We start from the raw sequence: 23,459 nt of genomic DNA, 5'->3' as shown, positions 1-23,459 counted from the left end.
AGTGCTGAAATCCCTCCGGGGAATCTCCGTCGCTTTAGCGCGGAGAGTAGTCAATCACGCCGAAGCTTTTCCCGAACATAAGGCGGAAGTGGTGCAGCGATTGCACGGGGAAGGAAAAACGGTGGCCTTTGTGGGGGACGGCTTGAATGATTCGGCGGCGTTAGCCTATGCGGATGTTTCGGTTTCGTTCCGCGACGGTTCGGATATCGCCCGCGAAACTGCTGATGTGGTGTTGATGCAGAACGATTTACATGGGTTGGTGGAGGCGATCGCGATCGCCCGCCACGCGACAGGCATTATCGACCAAAATACTAGCGTCGTTACGGTGTCGAATTTGGCGGGGTTGGCTGTGGCGACCACCGTGGGACTCCATCCCATCGCCGCCACGTTGATTAACAACGGTTCCAGTGCGCTGGTGGGCGTTAACGGCTTGCGGCCGGCGCTTGGCGGTTGTCCGCTACCGGAACGGGCGATCGCGCCAGTCCCCTCAGCGTATTCTCAAGCTTCCAAAAACACTCAGGTTTAATATTTGAGGGGTTTCAAAAAATAATAAATACACAGATACATTGTATCACAAAGGAGGTGAAAAATCATGAAATTCGACCTCGATCTTAACGATTTTGTGGAAGACATCGGTCTTCCCGGTGTGGTTTTCGGCGTCGGTGTTCTCGTCCTCACACCGTTTTTTGGGTCGGCGTTAGCCAAGGTTGGAAAACCTTTCGCCAAAGCGACGATTAAAGGTGGATTGGTGGTTTACGACAAAGGCAAAGTGGTCTTTTCTGAAGCTCGCGAAGCCTTCGGTCAAATGGTGAAAGAAAGTCGCGCCGAAATGGAAAATTATGGAAATAACGCCATCGACTCGGTGAAAACGGTCTCGATTCACTCGACTCCTGTTGAAGAGTAAGGAGAGGGAGGGTTGAAAAATTCTATTTTTAAGAATTCTACCGTTTCCCAATTCTGCGCGATCGCCCTTCACCTGGGTTTTCGAGGTTTTCTCGATTTTTTCTAGATTTGTTGTTGCGTCAGGAGGATACCTATTATGTCTAATCTTACCACTTCCCTTTCACATTTTTTCGATCGTCTCTATCAAATTCGGAGGATAAAACATATGACATTGCATCCCGAAGACTTGTTGGAAAATGTCGGACTTCCTGGCATTGCAGCGGGTATTGGTTTAATCGTCCTCGCACCCTTTGCGGTGAAAGCGACCAAACCTCTCGCTAAAGCCGTTGTCAAAGGCGGAATCGTTGCTTATGAAAAAAGCAAAGGCTTCTTAGCTGAAACGGGAGAAGTTTTTGAAGACATGGTGGCTGAAGCTAGAGCAGAACTGGCGGAAAGTCAATCCCAAAAAGTTCTCAATGCGGCGGAAAGTCAACCGGAAAGCAGCTAAGACTGGCTGTCTGACAGATGAGGTCTAAACTGCCGTCCCTTGACGACACAATACTCGAGTGGGGGATGGGTATTTGAGAGGAATTTTCAACCCGTTCCTCACTTTCTATTTGTTGTTGAAATGAGGTTTTTTCACAACAGAGACACAGAGGACACAGAGTTTGGGGGCGATTTTTGAAGGTTGAAGGTTGAAAATTGTCGGGTTGAAGTGTGGAAGGCTTAGGGAAATGATGTTGACTGAAAATGATATTCGCGCCTGGTCAGAACGCAACGAAAAACTCGTTTTAACAGCAAATGTTCCGGCTCGTTTGATGAGCGATACGCCAGGAAGATTGAGGTTTCGGCTGGCTTCTGACTATCGCGTTCCGGCGATGCTAGAACAGCTTAAAACGTCGTTGCGATCGCACCTCCCCAACACTCGCGTTCGCGTCAATCTCGATAACGGCAGCGTGACGGTTTATTACGATTGCGATCGCCTTTCGAGCGATCGACTGTATCGTATTTTGCAAGACTTAAACATCTGCTTTGTGTTATCTGACAAATCGGACGCCGCCACGGAGTTAACGGAAGCAATTGCTTCGGCGAACCGTCAGATCGATCGACTCACGGAAGGCGCGGTAGATTTACGATTTCTGGTTCCGCTGGGATTCGGAACTTTGGCGGTTCGACAGTTAATCGTAGAAGGGGTTCAGTTAGAGGTTATTCCCTGGTACGCTTTAGCTTGGTACGCTTTCGATAGTTTCCTGAAACTGCACTACACTCTCGGAAAATCTGGCAATTGAAGATTTTTTTTCCTCTCCTCATCTCAGAATTCGCGAAAGGCTAAACCCTGTTGCAAGACTTCATAAACTTTTGCGATATTTTCCGCCCATAATGCCTCGATATCTAGCTATTAATCCGGAAAAATTCGCTCCGGTTTTTTCCCTTCATTTCGATTTTTAAGGCAAAACATCAGATTTTATGCCAATTATTGACAGAGATGGCTTGACATTTTTGTAAAAGCGTGGTAAAGAAACGTGGTAATGGAATCGAGATCCTCGGCATCTTGGAGATGCTGGGGATCTTCGCCAAGGGGATCTTCGCGGGGCTTCCCGCCGAGAAGCTAATGCTTAAACGAACGGGAACTCACAGCGAAGCCTGTTCGACGGAAGAGGAGGCGAAAAAGTCGCCGATGAGATATAACGAACCGCACAACACGGGAAGCCGCGCCTCGTCCTCGCAAGCCGCCGCCAACGCCGTTTCTACGTCATCGTGAATCGAACAAGTCACGTCCAGTTCGAGATCGATCGCCATCCGTCGCAAGTCTTCCGGCGGCGTGAAACCGTGGCTGGGAACGGGAACGAAACGAACGCTGTCGCGCGATCGCAGCAAAGTTTTCAAAATTCCTGCTGCGTCTTTCGTCGAAAGAATCCCCATCACCCAGGTTACGGGGGTTTCCAAGGTTTCCACATAGCGACGCAACACCTCAGCCGAGGCTACGTTATGGGCGCCGTCTACCAAAATACGACGCTCTCGCCAGGTTATCCACTCCAACCGTCCTCGCCAACGCGCCTGTTGCATTCCCCGACAAATCGCCGCGTCGGAAATCTCCCAGCCTTGCGGTCTTAACTGCTTGATGGTGGCGATCGCTAAGGCAGAATTGAGTAACTGAACGTCCCCCGGAAGGGGAAGCGGATAGCGCAACCCGTCGTAAATGGCTTCGGTTTCCGAGATGGGCGTCGCTGGCTGAATCCACACCGCCGGACAGTTTAATTCCTCAATTCGGAGTTCGAACACGGCGGCGGCGTCGTCGGGGAGAGTTCCCAAAATCGCGGGACGTTCGCGTTTGAGAATGCCCGCTTTTTCAAAGGCGATTTCGGCTAAAGTCGATCCTAACCGCTGCCAGTGATCGCGACTAATAGAGGTAATAACACAAGCTAGGGGGCGATCGCAGACGTTGGTGGCGTCGAGTCGTCCGCCGAGTCCTACTTCCAACACGGCGATATCGACGTTTGACTCGGCAAAATAGAGAAAGGCGGCGGCGGTGACGATTTCAAATTGCGTCGGCGTGGGTTTGGCGGGATCGATCGCCGCTGCAACTCGTTCGACGATGGCGATAAAATCGGATTCAGATATTGGCGTTCCGTCAATACAGATGCGTTCGCACCAACTGGTAAGGTGAGGCGAGGTATAGCGTCCGGTTCGATATCCGGCGGCGCTGAGAACGGAACTGAGATAGGCGCAAACTGACCCTTTTCCGTTGGTTCCCGCCACGTGAACGATGGGAACCCGCTGATGGGGATTGTCTAAGGCGGTGAGAAGTTCCCGAATGCGATCGAGTCCGAGATGAACGCCGAAGCGAGCGAACTGTTGCAGTAACGAATCGAGCATGAAACCATACGAAAAATCAGATAATGGGCATTGTATCCCGTGGCTTCAGTCTTTTTGGCTATGGTCTTCCGTTATAGTATTCACAACATCGCCATCGTGAGGAAACTATGTCAAAAACTCGAGTGGGTTTGCTGTTCGGAGGTCGTTCGGGAGAACATGAAGTTTCGATTTCCTCTGCCCGATCGATCGCCAACGCTTTCGCCAGCGACGACAACGCCACTCGCTACGACGTACTTCCGTTTTATATCGGGAAAGACGGACGCTGGCATCCTCCTGAAATTGCTCGATCGGTGCTAGACTCGGCGCAACCGCTGCGTGAGGAACGGGACGACACCGCGCAATTGTGGCAGTTTCCCCCTCAAGTGACGCAGGTTGACGTTTGGTTTCCCATCCTCCACGGACCGAATGGGGAAGACGGAACGGTTCAGGGATTGTTACAACTGATGCGTGTTCCCTATGTGGGTTCGGGGGTTCTCGGTTCGGCGGTGGGAATGGATAAGTTGGCGATGAAATCGGCTTTCGCACAGGCGGGTTTACCGCAAGTTAGCTATCGCGAAATTCTGCGATCGGAAATTTGGTCGAATCCCTGCGTGTTTCCTAAACTCTGCGACGATCTTGAAGAAAGTCTGGACTATCCCTGTTTCGTCAAACCTGCCAATTTGGGATCTTCGGTGGGGATTTCTAAGGTGCGATCGCGCGACGAGTTAGAATCGGCCTTAGACAGCGCCGCCAGTTTCGATCGCCGCATCATCGTCGAAGCGGGTATCGCCAACGCCAGAGAAGTTGAATGCGCGGTTCTCGGAAACGACAATCCGAAAGCCTCAGTCGTCGGCGAAATTACCTTTGACAGCGACTTTTACGATTACGAAACTAAATATACTCAAGGACGCGCCGAGTTGTTGATTCCCGCACCGCTTCCGGAAACGGTGTCTCGTCGAATTCGCGATTTAGCCATTGAAGCCTTTCTCGCAGTGGACGCGGCGGGATTGGCGCGAGTGGATTTCTTCTACGCCGAAGATACTGAAGAGATTTACCTCAACGAGATTAACACCCTCCCCGGTTTCACCGCCACGAGTATGTATCCGCAACTGTGGAACGCCACGGGAATTTCGTTTCCGCAACTGGTTCGTCAACTGGTGGAACTCGCGATCGATCGCACGTCCTGAACCTTCGGGAACTCACGGAAGCTTATGAGAATTTACTGAGATTTCCGGGTTCGAGATTGGACGCCGCGCGATCGCGATTGGGCTGCAACGATTATCGCCACGGTGTTGGCGGAATACGGTTTACCCTGGGAACCGCAGGAGATCGATCGCGGTGCGATTGTACGAGAAATCTGGCTATCAAGCGGCGACGGGAGTGGAAACGCCACGCTGCGATCGCGTCTACGTGAAAACCCTCCCCAACGCCGTCTCGTCGGCACTTCACCACAAAGACATATAGCACAAAGACATAGAAAACACGGAGGGTTGGGGCGTTTTCCCCGAAAAACCTCGAAGAAAAACGGTTCGCCAAAGAAAGCGAACCGTCTCCGTTTGTTCTATCCCAAAATCTGTCGATCGAAACGAGAAACTTCCGAGAAGAGCGAACCCCTATCCCATCGCGTTGGCGAAAAACTTTAGCGGACGCCGACTCTTTGACTCTGACGCTCTGCGGAGTGGTCGGAGAACCAGGCGGTGTCTTCTAGTATCGGCGAAGCCACTGCTCCACAAAGTAACAGACTCAAGAGTGTCAATTGAATCCAGTCCGTGTAATAGCCTCTGTATGTAGAATTACCCTTCATGACTCTGTTTCTATCTCCTCTTACAACTGTCAAAGCCCCAATGTCAACACCAATTCGCCGCTCGTTAAGCTTCGGTGTACCCCCCAGCCTGCGACCCGATCGCAATACAGATCCCTATCTTGGCTGGCTCTGGGGCGATCGACCTAGTATATGTACTTACGTAAAAACACTTAAATCTCTACTAGCTAGATTAACGAAGACGACTCGCCCTGTCAAGAGGATTTGTTTGGGGCAAGCATCGCTGTTTTGGGCAAAAAATGGCTTTATATGGCTTTAATCTGACCTTAAAATGACTCGAAATAAGTTTCTTGTCTTAAAAAATAGAAGTTAAAAAAAAAGATTAAATTTTTAAAGTCTCGAATTCATGGGGATTTCACGCCTTAAGATCGTGCGTGAACCGACGATCGATCGCCGTTTCGACTGAGGAATTTAAGCAAAATCCCGTAATTTCTTCAAACCAATTTAAATTAATAACTAAACATAAATATTTAAATTAACCCACAAGTATCGTTGGCAGAAGTTGCGACCTCAGTGCTAGTTCGATCGAACCGGAAACTGATATCGTATCGATCGCCCTAACGTTTGCCTCAAACGCCGTGAAACCTTCCATTTCCGATACCCTCAGCGATCGCGTCGAATCCCTCAAATCCGGCGTTCTCAGCGCCATCGCCGTAACCCTAACTCACCTTCCCCTAGCTTACGCCACCCAATCCGATCGCATCGATCTCCTATTACAGGTGGCGATCGTCGCCTTCAGCGGCGTTCTTTTCGGGATTACCTACCGTTACGCCGTGCGTCGCGACGAGAACTCCCACCTCAAATCCGGCGTTGTTTTCGCGTTCGGTTTCGTGCGCGGTTTGGCGCAAATCGAGAGCGCCATCGATCCGCAAGCGATCGATCCTTCCTTACTCATTTATCCCCTCGAAAGCCTAGGACTCTTCGCGATCGCCGGACTCCTCCTCGATCTCGCACTGCAACGCCGTTGGATCGAGCCGATGCGTTAAATCAATCTCAAGTCCCAACACTTCCGACATAAGTTGACCTCACATAAACCCCTCGCAACTCTCCTAACCTATGACATTTCCCGAAGCATTTTGGCAAGGCGTCGACGAATTCAATTCCGGCCAGTTTTACCCCTGTCACGATACCCTCGAAGCCATATGGCTCGAATCGATCGATCCCGACAAAACCTTTTTTCAAGGAATTCTTCAAATTGCCGTCGGATACTACCATCTAAGCAACCATAACTGGAAAGGCGCTCTGATTCTCCTCGGAGAAGGAACGAACCGCCTGCGTCGCTACCGCCCCGAATACAAAACCATCGATGTCGAGACGCTGTTTTCGAGATCGATCAACAGCCTGCAAACCCTCCAAGACGCCGGAGAAGAGCGCGTCGCCGAATTCGCCGCCAAATACGGCTTGAGTGGCGACGCCACCGAACCCCCCGTCTTACCGCTTCCCAAAATCGAGACGGTGCAAAACCCTAAATAACGCGATCGCGCCGTCGATCTCCCGTCAGTTCCCCAAACTGTCCTAACCCAGACATAGCATCTCAAAACAATTGATACTATTGGAGTACCGAAGAAATACCGATATCGGTATTTCTCACCCTCCCAACGCCTCGCGCGTTTCCTGGCTGTCGAATCGAGCCTCTTGCTACCGATATGAAACCTCTCGCCCTCGCCAAACTCCGTTTGGTATTCGCCCTATCCCTTCCCGTCGCCCTCGGCGGCGCCATCGCCGCACCGACGAACTCCCAAGTCACCGGAAGCAGCACCCCCCTAACCGTTCGCGCCGACGTACAGGAAGCCGACGCCCGCACGGGAATCGTTACCGCCCGAGGAAACGTCCAAATCAACTATCCCTCCCGCGACATCCAAGCCACCTCCAACCAAGCGCAGTATTTCAGCAACGAACGCCGCCTCGTATTGACGGGAAACGTCTACGTCTTGCAAGAAGGAAACAGCATTCGCGGAGAAGTCGTTACCTACCTGATTGACGAAGGGGTATTCGTGGCGCAACCCCTTCCCAACCGTCAAGTCGAATCCATTTACCTGATTCCGGAAAACACCAAACCCGATCGCCCCTCCGCCCCAGACGCCCCACCTATCCAGTAAACTTCAAGAATCTTCGCGTTTCCCAGGGCAGTTTTCCGGTACAGTAGCAATATTTTTCACAGTCACCCGTCCCCCGTGAAGACAGTTTTCAGTTGACCGTTTCTCCCCCGCTCCCTGGCTTCCCCTCTCCCTGGCTCTCCTTCCCTCCAGCATGAGAATCGTCCTCGACAATATTCACAAATCCTATAACAAACGCCCTGTCGTGAGCCGAGTTAATTTGTCGGTGAACCAGGGCGAAGTTGTTGGGTTGCTGGGGCCCAACGGGGCGGGGAAAACCACGACATTTTGTATGGTGACTGGACAAGTCAAGCCCGATCGCGGACGAGTTTGGCTCGACGATCGCGATATTACCCATTTTCCCATGCACCGACGGGCGAAAATGGGAATCGGCTACTTAGCTCAAGAACCGAGTATTTTTCGCCATCTGACGGTTCGCGATAACCTGCTGCTCGTCTTCGAACAAACAGGAGTTCCGAGACGAGAGTGGGGAAAACGCCTCGATGCGCTTCTGTCGGAATTTCATCTCGAAAAAGTAGCTTCGACGCTGGGAATTCAGGTGTCTGGAGGGGAACGGCGACGCACCGAAATCGCGCGATCGCTCTCTACTGGATACGGCGAACCGCTGTTTCTGTTGCTGGACGAACCCTTCGCCGGAATCGATCCCATCGCCGTCGCCGACATTCAACAGCTTATCGCCCGACTGCGCGATCGCAATATCGGTATTCTCATCACCGATCACAACGTCCGCGAAACCCTCGAAATCACCGATCGCGCCTACATTATGCGAGAAGGGGAAATCCTCGCCTCCGGAAGCCCCCGCGAACTCTACGATAACCCCCTCGTGCGCCAATACTATCTCGGCGATCGCTTCCAATGGTAATGATTGTTGGGTTTCGCTGGCGCTTCACCCAACCTACAATTTTCTATAATTTTCTATAATTTTCTATAATTTTTCTACAATTTCACTGTCTACAATTTCCCTTTCAAACTATCACTTTCGAGCCACACAACGCATCCACCAATAACTAATTGATAGAGCGAAAACCGCACTCGCCAAACCGATAATATCTAAACCCGAAGTTTTTTCTAAATCGAGAATAATGATTTTTCGCGCTACCGCAATCAGCGAAGTTGCAATCACCAACTCAACTTGAAAAACGTGCTTTCTCAGGTATGCTGTGATGTTTTCGAGGATTTCTAAAGTGATTAAGACGTTTAAAAACAGTCCGAAAATCTCGAACAAGGTCTTTTTAAAGTAGGCGAAATCGCTATTCAAAAAACTCGCCGAAATCGTCAAAGTCAAATCCCAAACTGCCTCGAAAATGACGATAAGCATGGCGATCGAAAGGACTTTCGCCACGATGACTTGAACCTTTTCGACGCCATCCACAAAGCCATCGTCGCTCAGCACGTGACGAATCCAGCGTATTAACCCGTTCGATCGATTGCGTTGAGACATTCCTCCTCACCCCATCACAGCACCCGATTCTCACCGCTTATTCCTGAGGAATCGCCAGCATCAAATTCGCATCTTGATAATACTTATACCCAATCCCGAAATTCAAGGGGCGCACCGTCGTATCGGTGGCGTAAACTTCCCTCAAATCCGGCTGATAGCGTTGGGCGAACAAATCGATGGGACGCAAATAACTGCCATAAAACTGACGGTTCCAATCCGACGCATTGAAAAAGCGCAGCGGAATTCCCGAATCGTCCTGTAACACCGCTTGGCTGCTCGATAAAATCGTATTGCGGATTTCCGAAAAATAATCGTTGTGCATCAAATAGGACGCCGCTTTCAAATAGGTGACGGGTCGATCGAACTCACCCACAAACTTCAAAAACTCCGGCGTCTGTGCCAAGCCGTCGTTCGATAAATCCGTAGAAAAATAATACAACCGTTTCGGCACCGTTTCCCCTTCCGGCACAAAAGTAATCCTTACCCCGTCAATCCAACCCTGTGCCTCGGCGCCTCCCGCTTCCACAGGTTGCAGGTTCGCCGACTCGTCCAACCCGATATGTTGAATCTCCAAAATCCGCTGGTTCGTCCGCCCCATAAACAACAGCAGAATCGGCAAAACCCCCTGTTGGTCTAAATCCTGCGCCATCGCGTTCGTGCGGAAAAAGCTATATTGCAAAATGGCGTATAACGACTGATTGGCGTCGTTGAGTCGTTGCTGAACCTGACCCGGCGAGAGATTTTCAAAGGAAGGCATATCACCGACAGGTTCGAGTCCGACGAGAACGTAATCCGTCGCCTCGGGAAAAAAGGTATAAGCGTAGAGAAAATCGGGGCCGCTGAAGGGATAAAACAGGTTCGGCGTTCCGGCGTTGAGGGATTGTAACTCCGTTTGCGCCCACGATCGCGCTTTCGAGAGTTGTTGCGCCTCCATTTGTTGCCATGCCGATTCTAGATAGGCGGCGTGGTCGTTCCAAGCAGCGGTGTCCTGTTGCGCCGCCAGGGGACTATCTTTCTCGACGGGGATTCCGGCTAAAAACTTCGCCGTATCGGTGAGAAGGCGAACCTGTTTTTCATCGAACGCTGCTAACGGGTCTTCCTCAGCCGTGGTTTCGGTCTCTGTCGCTTGTTCGGTCTCTGACGAAGATTCAGGCGGGGTGTCTGTGGCGGTTTCCGTGGCTGTGTCTTCCCTGTCCGACGGCGACGTGGCAGCGTCCGACGACGCTTCGACCGAGGCGGTGTCCGTAGAGGTTTCAGTGGAAGACTCGGTGTCGGGGGTCGAACAGCCCTGAAGTCCTCCGACACATAAGGTACTGGCAAACAGAACGGACAGCAATTGACTCCGGTTCATCATCTTTTTTTGACAACAGGTTATGGATAGAACAACAAGAGAAAAAGGTAACGAGACTCGGTTATTGAGAGTTGGAACGGGACGAGGCGAGTTGGTGTTTCGCCGCCCAAAAATACAGGGGTAAGCCGAGGGCGATGGTGCCCAACCCTGCCAAGGATTCGATGGGTTTACTCGTCAAGACAAAAACGACAATCCACAGGCTGATGCCCACAAATACAGCGGGCGTCAGGGGATATCCCCAGATTTTGTAAGGTCGAGGCGCCTCCGGTTGTTTCACCCGCAGGACGAACACCCCCAACACCGTCAGTAACGAGGAGAGGGTGAGGGTAAAGCCTAAATAGGTCAACACCGCTTCAAAGGTGGAGGTGATAATGAGGGCGATGGCGATCGCCAGTTGCAGCCACAGGGCAAAATGGGGGATACCGTGACGGTTCTTTTTCGCCAAGCCTCGAAAAATGGCGAAATCCTCGCCGATGGCTTGGGTGACGCGGGGTCCGGCCCAGGTCATGGCACTAATGGAGGAGACTAACCCGAAGGAAATCAACAACCCCATCAATTTCGCCCCCTGTTCCCCGAAAATGGAGGTAGCGGCGATGTATCCCACTTCCACCTGTCCCGCCATCTCTTCAATGGGCGTACTGTAGAGAAAGACGAAGTTGAGGGCGACGTACAAGACCATGACGACGCTGGTACCGAACAGCAAGGCCCGAGGGACGTTGCGTTGGGGCGATTTGACTTCGCTGGCTAGGTAAACGGCGGCGTTCCAACCGGAATAGGAGTAGGTGACGAAGACCAGAGAGACGGCGAAAGGGGCGCTGGTAATGGCGTTGAAGTCGTCCGCCGAGGGTAGAAAACTCAGGTCTTGAGGGGTGGCTAAGACCACCCCGCAGAGGATTAACAGGACGATGAGGGCGACTTTTAACACCGTCATGCTGTTTTGAAAGTAGCTGCCGATGGTGTTTTGTTGGGAATAGAGAATGGAAATGGCGATGGTGACGAACAAGGCCACCCCCATCGGTGAAAAGATGGGAAATACCCTCGACAAGTAGTCGCCGAGTGCCATTGCAGCTAAGGCGATGGGGGCGGCGAAGCCGACGGTGACGGAAATCCAGCCCGAGAGAAAGCCGACGGCGGGATGGTAAATTTTCGAGAGAAAGTGATATTCTCCGCCGGATCTCGGCATGAGGGCGCTGAGTTCGCCGTAAGATAGGGCGCCGGAGAGGGCGAAGATGCCGCCGATAACCCAGAGTAACAGGAGTGCGAATCCGGTCTGAATATCGGCAACTTGAAATCCCAAGCTGGTAAAGACGCCGGTTCCGATGGTGTTGGCCACGACGAGGCAACTGGCGGTAAACAGGCTGATGGTGCGAGTGTTGCCCTGAGAATCTTCACTCATATCAATAGGTTTTATGGAGTTGAATTTAGGGGGTTTGGAATATCCGTTGACAGGGTTGAAACTGCTGAAACGGTCGAATTGAATGGGTCGAGACGCACCGATCGAACCTTGCCTGGGAATTGATTCGATCGGCTTACAGTCTACCCTCGAGCGATCGCCTTTGTCGAACCGCAGCGGCGATCGCTCAGGGTTCGGCGACCACTTCAACGATGGTGTCGGTTTTGGGTCCGATGCGATAGAGATAATCGAGAGCGGTTTTATCCTCGAGGGCGTAAGCTCTTAAAAATGCGGCACTCCAACGGGCGATGGTTTCGATGGCTTGCTCTTGCGGTAGTGTCGGAGAGCGGGGTTCGGGGGGAGAACCGGAAGGATTGTCGCGATCGGTAATACCGTAGTGGTTGGCGCCCTCGACCTGCACGTACATTTTTGGGGGATACTTAATCTGCCCGTAGGTTTGTTGGATTTCTTCGGGGGTAATCAAACTGTCTCGACTTCCCGCCACCAGCAGGGTGGGAACGCGGGAATTGTCGATGCTGAGATATTCTCCGTCTTCCCAGAGAAAAGTCCCGTAAAAGGCGGCGGCTTTCAGTTCTTTGGGAATTGTATAATCGCCGATGCAAAAGGGGACGTCGCAAGCGCCGCGAATGGCGTCGAGTCCCATCATTCCGCCGTGGGAATGGCCGAGAAGCACCAGGGTTTCCGGGTCGATTTTTTTGTAGAGAGGCGATTTGGGGGTTTGGGTTTCCCGTCGCATCGACTCGAGAACGTCGGTGACTTGTCCGACTTGTGCGAAGAGTTCGTCTCGACCGCGCACGGAAACGGTGTGGTTGGGAACGGCTACGATAAAGCCGTACCGTCCTACCTGTTCGGCGAATTGGCTGTAATGGGCTTTATCGACGTTGAGTCCTTGTAATAATAAGGCTACAGGAAGCGGTTGTTTGACCTGGGCGGGATAGTAGAGATCGATCGAGTCGCCTCGAATCGTCGAGGTGCTATAGCGAGTCATGGAGTTGTACAGAGGAGACATCTCGGACGCAGCGGCGGCGCGAGAAGGGGAGCGCGATCGCGCCAACTCGAGGTGCGATCGCCGGGCTGTGGCGTCGGGCCCCGCCAAGCCGACCGCCGAAACCGTCGCCCCTCCTACGAATAACACCGCTAACCGTCGCCAGAGTGAGTTCTCCATCTACCCTCTGTCGAACTGACGGGACATCAGGATACGATGTCGAGTTCTTCAGGGCGGAAATGCGCTCTAAATTTCTTTTTACCCACGCGAAACAGCACGTTAACGGGTAAGTTCGCGCTGACCGGGCGACCGTTCCAATCGGTGAGGATTTCGAGAACTTCTCCTTCCTCGCCTTTCACGTCAAACGCCTCGTTTCGGTGTTCGGGATGGTGATAGACGACGATGGACTCTTTTACGCGAACGCGAGCGCCTACTTCGATCGTTGTCATGTTTCGGTATTCTCTTTCAGATACAACGAGGTACGGTAGCCCCTGCGGCTAACCGACCGGGTATCACAACGTTTCTATCTTCCCACAGAATTGGGAGAGCCGGGGAGAGGGGGAGTCGGGGAATTGGTCGGGGGCGCGATGCAGCGGGAAAATCTGGCTGAAATTCGGTAATTTTTGTTCGATCGCATTTCGCATCTCGGCTGCGTTCTCTTGAAAAAGCCGAGGTTTAGAGGGCTTTGCTGACGTAAAATTTTCGTGATTTTTTGCTAAGAGAAACCATATGATACTGAAGCTCAAACTGACGCTTAAAACAATGGTTGCACTCCAGTAAAATGCCGGAAATTTGACAATTTTTTTGAGTTTTGCCGGGGGTTGGGGTGAGTGGTGGCAACCGGGACGGCGATCGCACCGCTGGCGAGTCCCACACTGGCGATTTCGACGGTTTGGTTGAGTGTTCGATCGCTCTTGGTTTGCTCGATTTGAATAACCCCTTCGATGTTGCGTATGAGGTTGCTCGGTAATGTTAAACTGCTGGATAAATTATCTCGATTGAACTCAATTTTTTAGCAATTTCTATCGGGATTTCAGTTCGATTCAAACGTCGATTTTAGGTCTAATCTAATTACGTTTTGCCTGGAATTGTAGTTTTCACTGTTAATGGCGATCGCATGTTTTTGAGCCTCGAGCAACACCAATTTTTCGGCGTAATCCGATCGATCGCCCAAGCCTTTCGTTAATTGATGGGGTGGTTTTCCCGCCTTCCCATTGACTCAACTCCCATCACGAAGCTGTAAAACCCGAGAGCCAACGGTCAAACCCAACCCACGAATCGCCTTGACGTCTACCACCTGAAACCCCAAAGATTCGTAGAGTTTCTGCGCTCTCCAATTCTTCACATCGACGCTAATAAACAGCGATTTTCCCGTTCTTTCCGCTTCCGCCATACAGCCTAAAAGCAACTGACGTCCGATTCCACGATTTCGATAGGCTGGAGAAACCGCCAAATTTCCAATATAAAGAGAATCCGCCGGAAAGTCGTGTTTTAAAAGATATCTCAATATCCCACCTCGTATCAATTTCAGCCAGAGCTGTTGTTGCCAGGAAAAAACTTCTCGTTCGTCTGCATTCTCCTGAAGTCGATTCGTCGGAATCAACAACACTATTCCTACAATTTTGTGTTGAGATTCTGCTACTGTGATATATCGATGGCTGAAACGGTTGTTGGCTCTCGAAATTAACTGGCTTAAGCGGTCGATCGACCCTCTGCCAAACATGAGTTTAAAAAGCGACGGAGCAGATTCAAAAACTAATTCGGCGACTGTTTTTAAGTCGTGACGATCTAAAGATAAAGGAAGGTAAGATATTTTGGTTAGATTTGTCGATCGCGGAGAAAAATTCACTTTTTCAAAAATATTTTTAATACAAAAATAAACAACAAAAATCGAGTTTTCGGAGATTAGGGTGTAATTTGTCAATTTAAATCTGCGGCGCAGCCCCAAGCTACGATTCTAAGTCTTGTTTCAACAAGGCAACGACTCGATCGAGCAGAACCGAACGAGACGCCTTAAACAAAATGCGATCGCCCGGTTTCACGAACTCCCGCAACCGTTTCGCCAACCGTTCCCGCACCTGCTTCGAGTCCAAATTCTCCCAATCCACGAAGGGAATCCCTCGCGCCCCAGCCACCATCGCCTCGGCTTCGGGGGCTTCCGCCAACACGAACAGGGCGTCTAACCCCAAGGCTTTGACCCGTTCTCCCACCTCGCGATGGAACTCCAAGGATCGATCGCCCAACTCCCGCATCGTCCCCAACACCGCAATCCGACGGCGTCCCGGCGTCTGCGCCAACATCTCCAACGACGCCAACATCGACTCCAACCCGGCGTTATAACTTTCATCGAGAATCGCGATATCCTCTCGAAGATCGTACTGTTTCGCTCGTCCTCCCGGTAACTCCACCCTCAACCCCTCGCGCAACGACGAGACATCGATATCCAACACTTGCGCCACCGCCAACGCCGCCAGCAGATTCGAGGCGTTGTGACGACCCGGAAGCGGTAGCCGATAGCGATCGCCCTCCAATTCCAAGGTATCCATATCCACCAGGGCGCCGTGTAAATCGCCCCCGTCTAAACCAAACGTCACCGTTTTCCCCGACCACACCCTCGCAGCGGTTTCCATCAACAACCCATTATCGTGGTTGAGAATCGCCACCCCGTCCGGGGGCATTTCCGCCAACAGTTCGCATTTGGCGTTGGCGATGGCTTCCCGCGACCCCAGTAAGCCAATGTGCGCCGTTCCCACGTTCGTAATCACGCCAATCGTGGGACGGGCGATGTGCGTCAGTTCCGCAATTTGTCCGCGCCCCCGCATCGCCATTTCAATGACGGCGTAATGGTGGTGGGGCGTCAGTTGCAACAGGGTTTTCGGAACGCCGATTTCGTTATTGTAATTGGCTTGGGTTTTCAGCACTTTTCCCCGCGTTCCCAACACCGCCGCAATTAATTCCTTGGTTGTGGTTTTCCCCACCGAACCCGTCACCGCCACCACGGGAATCGGATGCACGTCTCGCCACCAGCGGCCTAAGGTTTGATAGGCCGTGAGGGTGTTGGGAACCACCAGTTGAGGCAAAGTGGGATCGGGATTGCGACGGTGAACCACCACTGCGATCGCCCCCAGTTCGATGGCTTTCCAGACGAAATCGTGACCGTCGAAGGTTTCCCCTTGCAAAGCCACGAACAAATTACCCGGTTTGACACTGCGGCTATCGGTGGAAATGCCCGTGCAGGGCGTCTCGAACTGGGCGTCTGTGATGCCGCTAGACTGGGCGGAAAGAACGTCGGCGATTTGACAGAGTGCGATGTGCATGGTGACCGGGGAGATGATGAGGTGATGGGAGATCGACTTCTACAGGCGATCGAAATATTTCGGCGTCAAGATTTTAGCTTGGAGGGCCAAGACGATCGACCCGCCGAGGAGACCACCGAGGAGATAGTGGGGAAAGTCCCACCAGGCGAAGGTACTCCCTAAAAATAGTTTACCGATAACCATCTCCCGTACCGCAGCCAGTAACGGCGGATTCCACAGTTGCAAAAACTCTAAGGCGCAGGTGGCGACGAACACCGCCGCCGCGATCGACCAGGCTGCCAATTCCGGGAAAAAGAAGGAAATTAAAAATATGAAAAACATCTCGTACACGATCGCCCCGGCAAATCCGTTGACCCAAGCTTGCCAGAGTCCCTGATGGGCTTTCGTCCACAGTCCCAAAGGAACAGAAACGACTAAAGCCACAGCCAAGGCTTTGCGGTAGTTGTTCAGTCTGCGGTTGCGGGCGGTACGGAATCTCATATCGGCGACGATCTCACTGGCGATTTCCCCTCTCCATTCAAAACCAAATTGGCGATTTCCGTAGAGGTATTTTCGTCGCCGGGAGGCGATCGATTGAAAGTTCGAGTCTCCTAACTACTCCGCGAACGATCGTTTCAATTCTCAATTAACACTGGAGATTTCTCGTGAGCTTCCACTCCGTCCGACGCGATCGAAACGGGTTCGAGACCTCGCAAAATCTCCCGGTGGAAATTCTGCCGAATTTGGGGGTTGAGATAACGGGCTTGCAAGACTTGCCACCGTTGCCAAGCTTCGTAACGAGTGTCTTCGAGGAGTTTGGCAAATTTCGGCGTTTCCTGTTTCAAATCGCACTGGAAAACCTTGCTGAGAAATTCCCCCATCACGCAGCTATCTTGAATGTTGCCCAGTACTTCCTGAAGCTCCTTCATATCTGCTAAATAAGCTTGATAAGTGGGGCTGTAAAGGTCGGCGAAGGAATTCATCAAGTAGCGCACTCGCTTCGCTTGTTTGCGAAGTTCGTGCAAAATGTAGCCTTGTTTGGCGATAATCGCTTCGACTTCTTCACTGGTAAACGCCGGACGATGGCCGTTGTCGGGAGTTTTCGAGAAGCCAACCCACCATCCCGGTTCGAGGAGAAGACGGCTGATACTGGGGAGTAAAATATCGGGGAGAACGTCGCCGACCGCCATTTGAGAATAGACGCGATATTGGGGTCGATCGAGCCATTTCGTGACGGCTTTCTTGAATTTTTTGTATTTTTTACCCTTGAGGAGTTCGCGGACTTCGGCTAAGGCGGCTTTGCGCTCTTTGGCGAGGGCTGCGATCGCCGGTTCGATTTTCGATCGCTCTTTCTTCGGTAAATTGGGTTGGTATCGATCGACCAAGGCTTCCTGCATCACGTCGATATCGCGCAGTTTCCCCAGCGTCCGAGAAATTTTGCCGATCGCCTTGTTCTGGGCGGCTTTCGGCAGTTCGATGGCTGCCTCGAAGCCCGTCAAATCCGATCGCAACCGTCGCATCCCCACCCGCATTTGGTGTAAAGCTTCGGGATCGCGATCGTCGAGAACGTCAGATTCGTATTTGAGCGTGCGTTTGACGTGCTTTTTGACCGCATCGTAGGCGCGATCGCCCAGAGGTTGTTGTAGGTTCGGCGGTTTCGCGGTCATCTATTACTATCACCTCCATCAAATCTCAATCGGGTGTGGTGGAGAGGTGGCACCCAATACTCAACAGTTCGATTTTGACAGATCTCAGTCTCCTTTGGCGGATTTCTTAACGCTTTGTTAACCTTGTGTGAGGTTCGTGGTGTGGCCGGTCGATGGCCGTCTGGCTTGTTGCGTATTGCCATGGGTATTGCTATGCGTATTGCAGAGAAAGTTGACTTGACGGCGAGGCTCGATCGCTTGACAGCGTTAAGTTACAACAGAGTTTTTTTGGGTCTTCGGAGTTTGAGGCGATAAGCAGATTTTATATCCCCCCTTCGCCCCCCTTACTAAGGGGGGTTGGGGGGATGGGGCGAAGCTTTGTATTAAAACTTAAAAATTACACCTTAATTTACAAATTACACCATAATTTACGAAGACCGGTTTTTTTATCATGGTAAAAAACTTCGTTCCCCAACTTTTAGTATTTTAAGAAATTTCAGATATTAGATATTTTTCGATTCTTAAGGTTTGAATTTATATTTTGACCGATCGGTCATAGGTATATCCCCGGCATTTTTGAGATGCCGGGGATCTGATGGAATATCTGATGGAACAGCATTAATTTAAATTTATTAAAAGAACCTGGAGATTTAAAGAGATTGGCTCAAAACAGTGGTACGTTAAACCCATTGCGCTTCAATTGCGAAGCGATCGCCCAGCAAAACTTCTAAAATCAAACGCTCTATGACTTGCTTCGTTCCCTGGCTGCACATGCACCAACCCCCCATTTGGCACAACAACCGTCAAACAGGGAATTTAGAAAAAATGCTAAGCGGCGATCGCAACTCCGAAGAAGGCTGGAACGCCCAATGGTTCGCCCAAGCCTATAAAAATCCCGCCCGATACGCCCAACAACTCAGCCAAGCCGGAAAACACCCTCGGATGATAGTAGACTATTCCGGCGTTTTATTAGAAGAACTGGCGCATTTGTCCGAAAACGGAACCTTCGCCAACCTACAGGTTGATGGCGAACCGATTGGCGACCTCATCGCCCTGTGGCGTCACGTATTAGAGAACTATCCCGAGGCGATCGAATTTGCCGGAAGTGCCTACAGTCATTGTTACTTTCCCGCCACCCCCGAAAGAGATTGGCAAGCCCAAATCGAAACCTGGCAACAGGTATTTCAAGACTTGTTCGGCGAAGCGGCCTTGCGTCGCGTCAAAGGCTTTTGGCTTCCCGAAATGGGGATGACCGGCGAACCGCAACAGGCAATAAAATTAGTGCGATTGTTAAAACGCTGCGGTTACGAGTGGCTGATTCTCCCCACTTCCGCCTTAGAAATGCCTGAAGATTGGACGACGCCGGAATTGGAAAACCAAGTTCACGAGTTAGAAATTACCGCCGACGGGGAAACCGAACGGATGCTGTGCGTGGTTCGCGATACCGAAATGGGAATTCGCCAACAAAGCGGCCATAACGCCGATGGCTGTTTGAACGACATTCGCTATCGATCGCGCGTTTTTTCCGAAAAAGGCATTTCCACACCGCCGTTAATCGTTCCCACCTCTGACGGGGAAAACGGCAACGTGATGATGTTCGAGTATTTCCGAAATACCTTCGTTCCGCTAGTGCATCAGATGTCCGAACTTCCCGATATCGAAATGGCGACCGCCAGCGAATATATTGCCAAATACCTCCCCGAGACCCCCACGCGAGTTCGGTTGAAAGCCACGGGGGGATCGTGGATTGGCGGACATCAAAGCTGGAACGAGGGCGATCGACGTCAGGGAATTTTACGAGAAATCGACGAACTCAGTCGAGAGGTGGCGGCGTTAAATCCCGCCGAGTTTCGCGAGTCGGAATTTGAAGAAATTCGGCGATTGTTGTTGGTGTGCGAAACCAGTTGTTTCGTGTATTGGAACGCCGAATTTTGGTTTAACCAAGCCGATCTGTTTTTGGGGAAATTGCGAGGGCGTGTGAAACAGTTCGAGGTAGTTTGAGGTAGGTTGGGTGGTTGGGTGGAGCGATGGCTCTACCCAACAACAGCTCAATTCATTGCAGAGAATCAAATCTGATAAATTTACATTTTTGAGATATACCCAGATCGATCGCCCCCCACCGCTAAACCCAACAGCCTAACGTCATCCCCAACAACAATAAAAACCCAATCCAGACGTTCTGTCCGAAGAGTTCCCCATAAGCCGGACGGGGTAAATCGTCGTGTCGCAACCGCCACACCTGCCAAGTCCACCCGCCAAACGCCGCCGCTAACGCCACCCAGAAACTCCATCCCAAACCCATCGCGACGCCGACAGCAGCCAAACAAGCCACCGTTCCGGCGAAAAAGACAGCGATCGCCCCCACCACGGTATCCCCGAAAAACAGGGCGCTAGAATTAATACCAATCTGGCGATCGTCCTCGCGATCGGACATCGCATAAATCGTATCGAAGCCCAGGGTCCACAACACAGTCGCCCCCCACAACCACCACGTCGCCGGTTGCAAATTTCCCGTCACCGCACTCCAACTAATCAACACCGCGAAGCCCCAAGCGATCGACAACACCAACTGCGGCACCGGAAACACCCGTTTCGCCGCCGGGTACAGCAAAATCACCGGAACGGCGGCCACGCACAGCGCGAACGTAAACGGATTGAGATACCACGCCAACCCCGCCGCGCAGAGTAACGCCACCAAACCCACCGCAATCCCCGTTTTCACCGACAGGGCGCGAGAGGCGAGGGGGCGGTTTTTCGTGCGTTCGACTTGGGGATCGATATCGCGATCCCAGAGGTCGTTGACGACGCATCCGGCGCCGCTGGTGGCTAGGGTTCCCAAGACGATAACGCCGATGAGGGGAAGTGGGGGCGTTCCTCGCGCCGCCAAAACCACCGCCCAGAGTGCGGGAACCATCAAAATCAGGCGTCCGGCGGGTTTGTCCCAGCGCAACAGACGCAGAACAGTTTTCCAGGTGGATTCGGATTGCGGTTGTGTCAGCATCGCTGAAAGTCGAACAGAGAACGTCGCCAATCGGAGAAGGAAATTTTGTCGAGATCTCGGTATTTTCTCGACTCAATTTCTCCTTAAATTGACACTCCCCAGCTATCACGGCGTGGGGATTCTTCCTTCAACGATCCGACTTGCTCTGACAGGTTTGCACCAGCCAAAGTAGCGGTCAAATCTCCAGAAGCGTTTGGGTCATCGACCCAAGTTCCGGTATGCCCTACCGTACTCAAGGCAGCGTTCAGGATGTTGATGGCTGCGTTGTGGTCTCTATCCAACTCGCACCCACACTGACAAACGTGAGTTCGAGTTGAGAGACTTTTCTTGACCACCGTGCCGCAACTCGAGCATTTTTGAGAGGTATAGGCAGGATTCACCGCCACGGTAATCTTGCCAAACTTCACCCCAAAATGCTCTAACCACTTCCTGAACTGATACCAACCCGCATCATCCCCCCAACCCCCCTTTGAAAGGGGGGCGAAGGGGGGATAGTGGTTTCTCACCAGATTCTTAATCCTCAAATCTTCGTAGGCCACCAAATCCCCCCCAACCCCCCTTTGAAAGGGGGGCGAAGGGGGGATGCAACGCGCCAGTCTCTTGGCGTGTTCTTCACGTTGCCGACTTATTTTGAGGTGTACTCGTCCGAGTCGATTGACGGCTTTTTTTCGGTTGGCAGAGCCTTTCTGTTTTTTGCTCACCCTTCGGTGAGCGCGTTTCAGCTTTTTCTCGGCGTTTCGGTAAAACCTCGGATTCGGTTCAGTCTGTCCGTTTGAGTCGGTGTAGAACTCCTTGAGTCCGACATCTAAACCCACGGTATTTCCTGACGGCTCGAGTGTTTCTCGAACCTCGACACTGACGCAGAACTGAGCGTAATAGCCATCGGCTCTGCGAACCAGCCGAACCCGTTTGATTTTTTCACTATCGTAAAAAGCCAAATCCCAAGTTCCAATTAACTTGAGTCGTCCGATCCCTTTCTTGTCGGTAAAGACAATATGCTTGGGATCGAGTAACTTCCAACCGGAAGTTTTGTACTCGACGGAACGACTGTTTTTCTTAAACTTGGGATATCCTTCTCTTGGTGCGCGTTCCCTGGCGCCGTGCGACGGCGCGGGGTCGCACCGCTTTTTGCCGGGAACAGACTTGCGACAGTTCTCGAAGAATCGAGCGATTGCCGACCAAGCACGTTCAGCAGAAGCTTGACGAGCCGTACTGTTGAGTTCTCGGGCAAAATCGTACTCTCGGGCGAGTACCCGACAGTATTTATTGAGGTCATATTTGTTGACCCCAGGAGTATCCATCCAATAGCGCAGTGCCTTGTTGCGAACGAACTGTGCGGTTCGGATCGCCTCGTCAATCGCAGCGTATTGGTGGGGCTTCCCTTTGATTTTGAACTCGAGAACAAGCATTGTCGTTTAGCTCGCACTTGTGCGAACAATCTTGGCACAAAAAAACACGATTGTCAAAAGCCGTCCTAGAAGGACGGGGTAAAGGACCCAAAATTTTCGATAACAGATTTGAGAACCTGGCCTCGATGGGAAATCTCGGCGATTCGTCGTTTACTCGTCGTTGCGGATTGCTCCGGTGAAGTTCGCCCCTTGGGTTTTGGCCAAACTCAAATCGGCGTCGAAAAGGTTGGCGCGATCGAGCCGCGCATCGGTGAGATTGGCTTTGACGAGGTTGGCTTCCAATAAAGTCGCTTCCCGCAAATCCGCCCCCCGTAAATCCGAACGACTCAAATCGGTTCGCGCTAAATTCGTCCGAAACAGCTTCGCTTTCTGGAGTCGGACTTTCGAGAGACGGGCGCTAGAAACGGTCGCATCGGACAAATCCGCCCCTCGCAAGTCCGCTTCGCTTAATTCCACGTTAATCATGACCGCCGAACTGAGATTAGCCCATTTCAAGCGGGCTTGCGTGAGTTTGACACCCCGCAGGTTCGTGCGGGTGAGGTTCGCCCCCAGCAAATCCGCCCGCGTCAAGTCGGCGTAACTGAGATCGATGTCGCGCAAATCCGCGTAACGGAGGTTAGCACCGCGCAAGTTGACGGGATCGTACATTCGGCGTTCGTAACGGAGGTTCGCCCCCCGCAAACAAGCCCCGCGCAAGTCGGCACCGCTGAGGTTAGCGTTTCGCAAGTCCGCCCCGCACAAGTTGGCATCGACGAGGACGGCGAGGCTGAGATCGGCGCGTCGCAAGTCCGCCCGTTGTAAAATCGCCCCGTGAAGGTCTGCGTCTCTGAGATGAGCGTTACGCAGATCGGCTTGTTTGAGGTTGGCCCCGGCGAGTTTGCTTTGGGTGAGGTTGGCACCGTCGAATTTTCCACGACTGAGATAGGCAAAGGTAAAGTTAGAACTTTGTAAGTTCGCCCCGCTTAAGGCAATCCCCATCAACTCTGCGCCAATGAGTTTGATGTTGCATAAATTGATGCTTTTAAAGTCGGTTTTTCCGGTGTTATAACTGTCTACTATTTCACGGGCGTCCATTGTGTTAAAGGGGTAATATTTGGTGAATATTTAAAACTTATTTATCCCGAAATGCTGATTTCTTCTCGTGTTTTATGGCTCGAGTTCTGGGTTCGATATATGCAATCACAAAAAAAGAGTATTGCATAACATATGACTCTTGCAAGCCGATAGTTTTTGAGGTGT

General features: G+C 51.8%; 24 protein-coding genes. 11 read left to right on the top strand and 13 right to left on the bottom strand.

Annotated elements, in window-relative coordinates; genetic code table 11:
- The 4 genes from ACP5D4_RS10055 to ACP5D4_RS10040 all read left to right on the top strand — a co-directional run.
- Positions 1-526: HAD-IC family P-type ATPase (locus ACP5D4_RS10055; protein ID WP_428011490.1), on the top strand; the 526-nt coding region annotated here is incomplete at its 5' end.
- 66 nt (positions 527-592) lie between these two features.
- Complete coding sequence (locus ACP5D4_RS10050; RefSeq protein ID WP_428011489.1) at positions 593-904, top strand: DUF5132 domain-containing protein; 312 nt, start codon at positions 593-595, stop codon at positions 902-904.
- A gap of 204 nt (positions 905-1,108) precedes the next feature.
- Positions 1,109-1,390 carry a DUF5132 domain-containing protein gene (locus ACP5D4_RS10045; protein ID WP_428011488.1) on the top strand — a complete coding sequence of 94 codons (282 nt, stop codon included), beginning with the start codon at positions 1,109-1,111 and terminating at the stop codon, positions 1,388-1,390.
- Positions 1,391-1,616: 226 nt separating this feature from the next.
- Complete coding sequence (locus tag ACP5D4_RS10040; protein WP_428011487.1) at positions 1,617-2,171, top strand: HMA2 domain-containing protein; 555 nt, start codon at positions 1,617-1,619, stop codon at positions 2,169-2,171.
- 343 nt (positions 2,172-2,514) lie between these two features.
- Here the strand turns inward: ACP5D4_RS10040 and ACP5D4_RS10035 are convergent, their stop codons facing one another.
- Positions 2,515-3,759 (bottom strand): bifunctional folylpolyglutamate synthase/dihydrofolate synthase, encoded by a 1,245-nt coding sequence (locus ACP5D4_RS10035; protein WP_428011486.1) that lies wholly within the window; start codon positions 3,757-3,759, stop codon positions 2,515-2,517.
- Positions 3,760-3,866: 107 nt separating this feature from the next.
- On the opposite strand from ACP5D4_RS10035, the gene ACP5D4_RS10030 reads away from it, so the two are divergent.
- From ACP5D4_RS10030 to lptB, 6 genes are all read left to right on the top strand, one after another.
- Positions 3,867-4,925 carry a D-alanine--D-alanine ligase family protein gene (locus ACP5D4_RS10030; RefSeq protein ID WP_428011485.1) on the top strand — a complete coding sequence of 353 codons (1,059 nt, stop codon included), beginning with the start codon at positions 3,867-3,869 and terminating at the stop codon, positions 4,923-4,925.
- A 151-nt stretch (positions 4,926-5,076) separates the two neighbouring features.
- Positions 5,077-5,202, top strand: coding sequence for a hypothetical protein (locus ACP5D4_RS10025; RefSeq protein WP_428011484.1), 126 nt, complete (start codon positions 5,077-5,079; stop codon positions 5,200-5,202).
- Positions 5,203-6,138: 936 nt separating this feature from the next.
- Positions 6,139-6,546 (top strand): hypothetical protein, encoded by a 408-nt coding sequence (locus tag ACP5D4_RS10020; protein ID WP_428011483.1) that lies wholly within the window; start codon positions 6,139-6,141, stop codon positions 6,544-6,546.
- Between the two features lie 70 nt (positions 6,547-6,616).
- The gene (locus ACP5D4_RS10015; RefSeq protein ID WP_428011482.1) at positions 6,617-7,033 is read left to right on the top strand and encodes a DUF309 domain-containing protein; all 417 of its coding nucleotides are present in this window, start codon (positions 6,617-6,619) and stop codon (positions 7,031-7,033) included.
- A 173-nt stretch (positions 7,034-7,206) separates the two neighbouring features.
- The gene (locus tag ACP5D4_RS10010; protein ID WP_428011481.1) at positions 7,207-7,659 is read left to right on the top strand and encodes an LptA/OstA family protein; all 453 of its coding nucleotides are present in this window, start codon (positions 7,207-7,209) and stop codon (positions 7,657-7,659) included.
- Positions 7,660-7,810: 151 nt separating this feature from the next.
- On the top strand, positions 7,811-8,539 hold the full coding sequence (gene lptB, locus ACP5D4_RS10005) for an LPS export ABC transporter ATP-binding protein (RefSeq protein WP_428011480.1): 729 nt from the start codon (positions 7,811-7,813) through the stop codon (positions 8,537-8,539).
- A gap of 111 nt (positions 8,540-8,650) precedes the next feature.
- Here the strand turns inward: lptB and ACP5D4_RS10000 are convergent, their stop codons facing one another.
- From ACP5D4_RS10000 to ACP5D4_RS09960, 9 genes are all read right to left on the bottom strand, one after another.
- Entirely contained in the window at positions 8,651-9,118 is a 468-nt protein-coding gene (locus ACP5D4_RS10000) for a phosphate-starvation-inducible PsiE family protein (protein ID WP_428011479.1), read from the bottom strand.
- Between the two features lie 37 nt (positions 9,119-9,155).
- Positions 9,156-10,472 carry a hypothetical protein gene (locus tag ACP5D4_RS09995; RefSeq protein WP_428011478.1) on the bottom strand — a complete coding sequence of 439 codons (1,317 nt, stop codon included), beginning with the start codon at positions 10,470-10,472 and terminating at the stop codon, positions 9,156-9,158.
- Positions 10,473-10,530: 58 nt separating this feature from the next.
- A complete protein-coding gene (locus ACP5D4_RS09990; protein ID WP_428011477.1) occupies positions 10,531-11,865 on the bottom strand; it encodes an APC family permease in 1,335 nt (444 codons plus the stop codon).
- Between the two features lie 184 nt (positions 11,866-12,049).
- On the bottom strand, positions 12,050-13,048 hold the full coding sequence (locus tag ACP5D4_RS09985) for an alpha/beta hydrolase family protein (RefSeq protein ID WP_428011476.1): 999 nt from the start codon (positions 13,046-13,048) through the stop codon (positions 12,050-12,052).
- Between the two features lie 26 nt (positions 13,049-13,074).
- Positions 13,075-13,317: a ferredoxin-thioredoxin reductase variable chain gene (locus ACP5D4_RS09980; protein ID WP_428011475.1), complete on the bottom strand. Its 243-nt coding sequence runs from the start codon at positions 13,315-13,317 to the stop codon at positions 13,075-13,077.
- A 770-nt stretch (positions 13,318-14,087) separates the two neighbouring features.
- A complete protein-coding gene (locus tag ACP5D4_RS09975; protein WP_428011474.1) occupies positions 14,088-14,591 on the bottom strand; it encodes a GNAT family N-acetyltransferase in 504 nt (167 codons plus the stop codon).
- A 226-nt stretch (positions 14,592-14,817) separates the two neighbouring features.
- Positions 14,818-16,185, bottom strand: coding sequence for a UDP-N-acetylmuramoyl-tripeptide--D-alanyl-D-alanine ligase (locus ACP5D4_RS09970; RefSeq protein WP_428011473.1), 1,368 nt, complete (start codon positions 16,183-16,185; stop codon positions 14,818-14,820).
- 39 nt (positions 16,186-16,224) lie between these two features.
- Positions 16,225-16,665 (bottom strand): DUF2809 domain-containing protein, encoded by a 441-nt coding sequence (locus ACP5D4_RS09965; protein WP_428011472.1) that lies wholly within the window; start codon positions 16,663-16,665, stop codon positions 16,225-16,227.
- 134 nt (positions 16,666-16,799) lie between these two features.
- Positions 16,800-17,831 carry a CHAD domain-containing protein gene (locus tag ACP5D4_RS09960; protein ID WP_428011471.1) on the bottom strand — a complete coding sequence of 344 codons (1,032 nt, stop codon included), beginning with the start codon at positions 17,829-17,831 and terminating at the stop codon, positions 16,800-16,802.
- Between the two features lie 723 nt (positions 17,832-18,554).
- On the opposite strand from ACP5D4_RS09960, the gene ACP5D4_RS09955 reads away from it, so the two are divergent.
- On the top strand, positions 18,555-19,811 hold the full coding sequence (locus tag ACP5D4_RS09955; protein WP_428011470.1) for a glycoside hydrolase: 1,257 nt from the start codon (positions 18,555-18,557) through the stop codon (positions 19,809-19,811).
- 121 nt (positions 19,812-19,932) lie between these two features.
- Here the strand turns inward: ACP5D4_RS09955 and ACP5D4_RS09950 are convergent, their stop codons facing one another.
- From ACP5D4_RS09950 to ACP5D4_RS09940, 3 genes are all read right to left on the bottom strand, one after another.
- Positions 19,933-20,811, bottom strand: coding sequence for a 4-hydroxybenzoate solanesyltransferase (locus tag ACP5D4_RS09950; RefSeq protein ID WP_428011469.1), 879 nt, complete (start codon positions 20,809-20,811; stop codon positions 19,933-19,935).
- Positions 20,812-20,894: 83 nt separating this feature from the next.
- Positions 20,895-22,220 carry an RNA-guided endonuclease InsQ/TnpB family protein gene (locus ACP5D4_RS09945; protein WP_428011468.1) on the bottom strand — a complete coding sequence of 442 codons (1,326 nt, stop codon included), beginning with the start codon at positions 22,218-22,220 and terminating at the stop codon, positions 20,895-20,897.
- Between the two features lie 150 nt (positions 22,221-22,370).
- A complete protein-coding gene (locus ACP5D4_RS09940; protein WP_428011467.1) occupies positions 22,371-23,294 on the bottom strand; it encodes a pentapeptide repeat-containing protein in 924 nt (307 codons plus the stop codon).
- Positions 23,295-23,459 lie beyond the last annotated feature (165 nt).

This window comes from Baaleninema sp., assembly GCF_049974805.1.
GTDB lineage: Bacteria > Cyanobacteriota > Cyanobacteriia > Cyanobacteriales > Geitlerinemataceae > Baaleninema.
The sequence above is the reverse complement of the archived record's forward strand: the minus strand, read 5'-3'. Positions and strand labels throughout refer to the sequence as shown.

What these genes read in the sequence shown, in the direction of transcription:
- ACP5D4_RS10050 (WP_428011489.1), top strand. Translation starts at nt 593, where the DNA reads ATGAAATTCGACCTCGATCTTAACGATTTTGTGGAAGACATCGGTCTT.
- ACP5D4_RS10045 (WP_428011488.1), top strand. Translation starts at nt 1,109, where the DNA reads ATGACATTGCATCCCGAAGACTTGTTGGAAAATGTCGGACTTCCTGGC.
- ACP5D4_RS10040 (WP_428011487.1), top strand. Translation starts at nt 1,617, where the DNA reads ATGATGTTGACTGAAAATGATATTCGCGCCTGGTCAGAACGCAACGAA.
- ACP5D4_RS10035 (WP_428011486.1), bottom strand. Translation starts at nt 3,759, where the DNA reads ATGCTCGATTCGTTACTGCAACAGTTCGCTCGCTTCGGCGTTCATCTC.
- ACP5D4_RS10030 (WP_428011485.1), top strand. Translation starts at nt 3,867, where the DNA reads ATGTCAAAAACTCGAGTGGGTTTGCTGTTCGGAGGTCGTTCGGGAGAA.
- ACP5D4_RS10015 (WP_428011482.1), top strand. Translation starts at nt 6,617, where the DNA reads ATGACATTTCCCGAAGCATTTTGGCAAGGCGTCGACGAATTCAATTCC.
- ACP5D4_RS10010 (WP_428011481.1), top strand. Translation starts at nt 7,207, where the DNA reads ATGAAACCTCTCGCCCTCGCCAAACTCCGTTTGGTATTCGCCCTATCC.
- lptB (WP_428011480.1), top strand. Translation starts at nt 7,811, where the DNA reads ATGAGAATCGTCCTCGACAATATTCACAAATCCTATAACAAACGCCCT.
- ACP5D4_RS10000 (WP_428011479.1), bottom strand. Translation starts at nt 9,118, where the DNA reads ATGTCTCAACGCAATCGATCGAACGGGTTAATACGCTGGATTCGTCAC.
- ACP5D4_RS09995 (WP_428011478.1), bottom strand. Translation starts at nt 10,472, where the DNA reads ATGATGAACCGGAGTCAATTGCTGTCCGTTCTGTTTGCCAGTACCTTA.
- ACP5D4_RS09990 (WP_428011477.1), bottom strand. Translation starts at nt 11,865, where the DNA reads ATGAGTGAAGATTCTCAGGGCAACACTCGCACCATCAGCCTGTTTACC.
- ACP5D4_RS09985 (WP_428011476.1), bottom strand. Translation starts at nt 13,048, where the DNA reads ATGGAGAACTCACTCTGGCGACGGTTAGCGGTGTTATTCGTAGGAGGG.
- ACP5D4_RS09980 (WP_428011475.1), bottom strand. Translation starts at nt 13,317, where the DNA reads ATGACAACGATCGAAGTAGGCGCTCGCGTTCGCGTAAAAGAGTCCATC.
- ACP5D4_RS09975 (WP_428011474.1), bottom strand. Translation starts at nt 14,591, where the DNA reads ATGTTTGGCAGAGGGTCGATCGACCGCTTAAGCCAGTTAATTTCGAGA.
- ACP5D4_RS09970 (WP_428011473.1), bottom strand. Translation starts at nt 16,185, where the DNA reads ATGCACATCGCACTCTGTCAAATCGCCGACGTTCTTTCCGCCCAGTCT.
- ACP5D4_RS09965 (WP_428011472.1), bottom strand. Translation starts at nt 16,665, where the DNA reads ATGAGATTCCGTACCGCCCGCAACCGCAGACTGAACAACTACCGCAAA.
- ACP5D4_RS09960 (WP_428011471.1), bottom strand. Translation starts at nt 17,831, where the DNA reads ATGACCGCGAAACCGCCGAACCTACAACAACCTCTGGGCGATCGCGCC.
- ACP5D4_RS09955 (WP_428011470.1), top strand. Translation starts at nt 18,555, where the DNA reads ATGACTTGCTTCGTTCCCTGGCTGCACATGCACCAACCCCCCATTTGG.
- ACP5D4_RS09950 (WP_428011469.1), bottom strand. Translation starts at nt 20,811, where the DNA reads ATGCTGACACAACCGCAATCCGAATCCACCTGGAAAACTGTTCTGCGT.
- ACP5D4_RS09945 (WP_428011468.1), bottom strand. Translation starts at nt 22,220, where the DNA reads ATGCTTGTTCTCGAGTTCAAAATCAAAGGGAAGCCCCACCAATACGCT.
- ACP5D4_RS09940 (WP_428011467.1), bottom strand. Translation starts at nt 23,294, where the DNA reads ATGGACGCCCGTGAAATAGTAGACAGTTATAACACCGGAAAAACCGAC.